This window comes from Mesorhizobium sp. M0496 (assembly GCF_040321205.1).
Taxonomy (GTDB): domain Bacteria; phylum Pseudomonadota; class Alphaproteobacteria; order Rhizobiales; family Rhizobiaceae; genus Mesorhizobium.
Genome location: NZ_JAMYRC010000096.1, coordinates 1 through 3,097, shown reverse-complemented (window position 1 = coordinate 3,097; position 3,097 = coordinate 1). Strand labels below are relative to the sequence as shown.

The 3,097-nt window shown below is 63.4% G+C and carries 4 protein-coding genes; 3 read left to right on the top strand and 1 reads right to left on the bottom strand.

Annotation, left to right across the window (positions count from 1 at the left end):
• Both NKI73_RS33430 and NKI73_RS33425 read left to right on the top strand, forming a co-directional pair.
• Positions 1 to 257 (top strand): 2-oxo acid dehydrogenase subunit E2 (locus tag NKI73_RS33430; protein ID WP_352636302.1); only part of this gene is annotated, 257 nt, incomplete at its 5' end.
• A 111-nt stretch (positions 258 to 368) separates the two neighbouring features.
• Positions 369 to 737, top strand: coding sequence for a hypothetical protein (locus tag NKI73_RS33425; RefSeq protein WP_352636301.1), 369 nt, complete (start codon positions 369 to 371; stop codon positions 735 to 737).
• A 13-nt stretch (positions 738 to 750) separates the two neighbouring features.
• Here the strand turns inward: NKI73_RS33425 and NKI73_RS33420 are convergent, their stop codons facing one another.
• Complete coding sequence (locus NKI73_RS33420; RefSeq protein WP_352636299.1) at positions 751 to 1,722, bottom strand: sugar-binding transcriptional regulator; 972 nt, start codon at positions 1,720 to 1,722, stop codon at positions 751 to 753.
• A 261-nt stretch (positions 1,723 to 1,983) separates the two neighbouring features.
• On the opposite strand from NKI73_RS33420, the gene NKI73_RS33415 reads away from it, so the two are divergent.
• The gene (locus NKI73_RS33415; protein WP_352636297.1) at positions 1,984 to 2,970 is read left to right on the top strand and encodes an ABC transporter substrate-binding protein; all 987 of its coding nucleotides are present in this window, start codon (positions 1,984 to 1,986) and stop codon (positions 2,968 to 2,970) included.
• The last annotated feature ends 127 nt before the right edge of the window (positions 2,971 to 3,097 follow it).

Here is a 3,097-nt window from a genome sequence, read left to right as displayed (position 1 = left end):
GCACCACGGCGGTGTCCAACCTCGGCATGTTCGGCATCAAGGATTTTGCCGCCGTCATCAACCCGCCGCATGCCACCATCCTGGCCGTCGGCGCCGGCGAGGAGCGGGCGGTGGTCAAGAACGGCGAGATCAAAATCGCCACCGTGATGTCGGTGACGCTGTCCACCGACCATCGCGCCGTCGACGGCGCGCTTGGTGCCGAACTGCTGGTCGCCTTCAAGCGGCTGGTCGAGAATCCGATGGGTTTGCTCGTGTAGGCTCTGTCGGGAGCCGGCGCGAAATGATGCGCTGGCATACATCAGAAACGACTTGTCAGGCGCCAACCCTTGACCCATGTTCTAGCTGGATTGCGCTCAAGGGAGGCCAACATGCCTGCATTCGACCCATTGGACGTGAAAGCCTTGTTCGGCAAGGTCATGGGTGCGTCGCCGTCCGACATCAAGCTGGTGGCGCAGCGCTTGCACGATCACGCCTTCGAGCCGCGCATGTCGGCGGAGGAGACGAGGCAGCTTGTCGTCAGCCTCGGCTATGACAGTCTGGACGCGTTCTGTGCCGACATCGGTCTGCCGGTGCACATCGCCGAGCGGTGGAGCCGTTTTGGTGTTTCCGGCGAGATGAAACAGGTGTTCACGCTGCTGGCGGCCCAGCGCAAGCGGGTAGCCGAGGCGATCGCCGAGTTCGAGTCCATGACCCATGTCGGTGTCGAGGACTTTTTGCGCGAGCGCGGGCTTATTTAAACCGAAAGCCGGCTCAGCCGCCCTTCGCCAACAGCGCCGCGGCCGTATCGCTGTCGGTGATCAGCACATTGGTGCTGACGGCTTTCAACGCGGCGAGGATCGCCGGAACCTTGCGCTTGCCGCCCGCGGCTAGCACGACGTTCGGCACTTGGCCGACCACATCGAGATCGATAGCCATGACCCGTCCGTTGACCTCGTGATCGACCAGCCCGCCATTGGCGTCGACGAAATAGCACAGCATGTTGGCGACCGCGCCCTTCGCTTTCAGCGGAGCGATCAGCGATGACGGCACGATACCGTGCCGGAAGATGGTGGCATCGGGCGACATATCGCCGACCGTCAGCAGCGCGATGTCGGCGGCCGCCGCGCGTTGGCGCACCTCCTGCAGGGTCGGCTGTGCCCACAGCAGATCGCGCAACGAGGAATTGTCGACCGTCACCGGCGCGGTGATCTGGTAGCTGTCCACGTCGAAGACATCGGCGACCTTGGCGGCGACGATGGATGGATTGATCCATTGCGAATGCGGCAGGCTGCCGACGAGCGCCACCACGGAGGCGCGCTTCAACTGCCGGCGGGCGAGGAAGCCGAGGCTGGCATGCAGCGTCGCGCCGCCTCCGATCGCCAGCGTCATGCCGTCCTGCATCTGCTCGCCGAGATAGGTCGCGACGGCGTGTCCGATCGCCTTTTCCAGATGCTCATGCGCCGAGGGTGTCGGGATGACGACAGCGGCGTTGAGGCCCCAGCGCTTTTCCAGGGCCCGTTCGAGCGCCACCTGCCCGGCGGTCGGCGCGTTGATCATGATGACGACAATGCCTTCGGCGGTACAGGCGGCAAGCGTGCGCATGACCTTCACCCTGGAGACATTGAGCTTTTCGGCGATCTGCTCCTGCGTAAAGCCTTCCACATAGTAGAGCCAGGCCGTCTTGACGCTGAGATCGGACGAGACCATCGGCAGGCGAGCCGGTCCGGGTTTTTCCGTGGGCATCGGTTGCTGTCCCTCATGAGCCGTGGCCTGACCGGATGCCTCTTCAAGGAAGCGCCGGCCGGATGTCAACTGGTGCCGGACCTCCGGCGCGTCGATTGTTGCACAATGCTGTTCATTTGTAATTGACATTGTACATATGAACATATTTTGTGGCTCTCACGCGCTGTGTCATCCACCAGTCATATGCGCCGTGCAGGGAGGAAGAGACGGGGAACTGGCCAGGGGCCGGACCGGTCATGCACAGACAAGACAGGAGGTCTCATGAAGACGCACTTCATCAAGCTGCTGGCCAGCCAGCTGGCGCTCGCGGCAACTTTGTTTGCCGGCGTGGCAAACGCCGAAACACTGACGCTTTACACATCCCAACCGGAGGCCGACGCGGCCAAGACCGTGGACGCCTTCAAGAAGGCGCAGCCCGGTATCGACGTGACCATCTATCGTTCAGGAACGAGCGACATCCTGACCAAGATGGCGGCCGAGTTCGCCGCCGGCAGCCCGCAGCCCGATGTGCTTCTGATCGCCGACGCGGTCAGCATGGAGCTGTTGAAGAAAGACGACCGGCTGCTGCCTTATCCCGAGGCCAAACTCGATGGCATCGAGCCGGGTGCCTATGACGCCGACAAGACCTATTTCGGCAGCAAGCTGATCACCACCGGCATCGTCTACAACACCGCGGCCGCCGAAAAGCCGGAGCATTGGGCCGACCTCGCCAAGCCGGCCTATGCCGATGGGCTGGTCATGCCGAGCCCGCTCTATTCGGGTGCGGCCGCCTACCTGCTTTCAGGCTTCGTCGGCGACAGCAATTATGGCTGGGATTTCTTCCAGAAGCTGAAGACCAACAACACCGTCAGCGTGCGCGGCAATGGTGCGGTGCTGAAGTCGGTGGCATCAGGCGAGAAGCCCTATGGCATCCTGGTCGACTTCATGGCGATGAACGCCAAGAAGAAGGGCTCGCCGGTCGAGTTCGTGTTCCCCAGCGAAGGTGTGCCGGCGGTGACCGAGCCAGTCGCGATCATGAAGACCGCCAAGAATGTCGACGGCGCCAAGAAGTTCGTCGACTTCATTCTTTCCGATGACGGCCAAAAGCTGGCGTTGTCGATGGGCTATCTGCCGGCGCGCGCCTCGGTCGGCCGCCCCGAATGGCTGCCGGAAGGCGTCAAGATCAAAGTGATGCCGTTCGACACCAAGGCAATCGTCACCAAGACCGACGCCGACAAGGCGAAGTTCTCGGAACTGTTCGGCGGCTAAGCCGGCAATCCCGTGGGGGCGCGGCCCCCACGGCGGCGGGCCCCGGGGGGCACCCCCCCGCCGGCGGGGGGGGGGGCCGGCCAAAAACAAAACGGACACAAGCGAAGGGGGACCCCCGGGCCGGCGA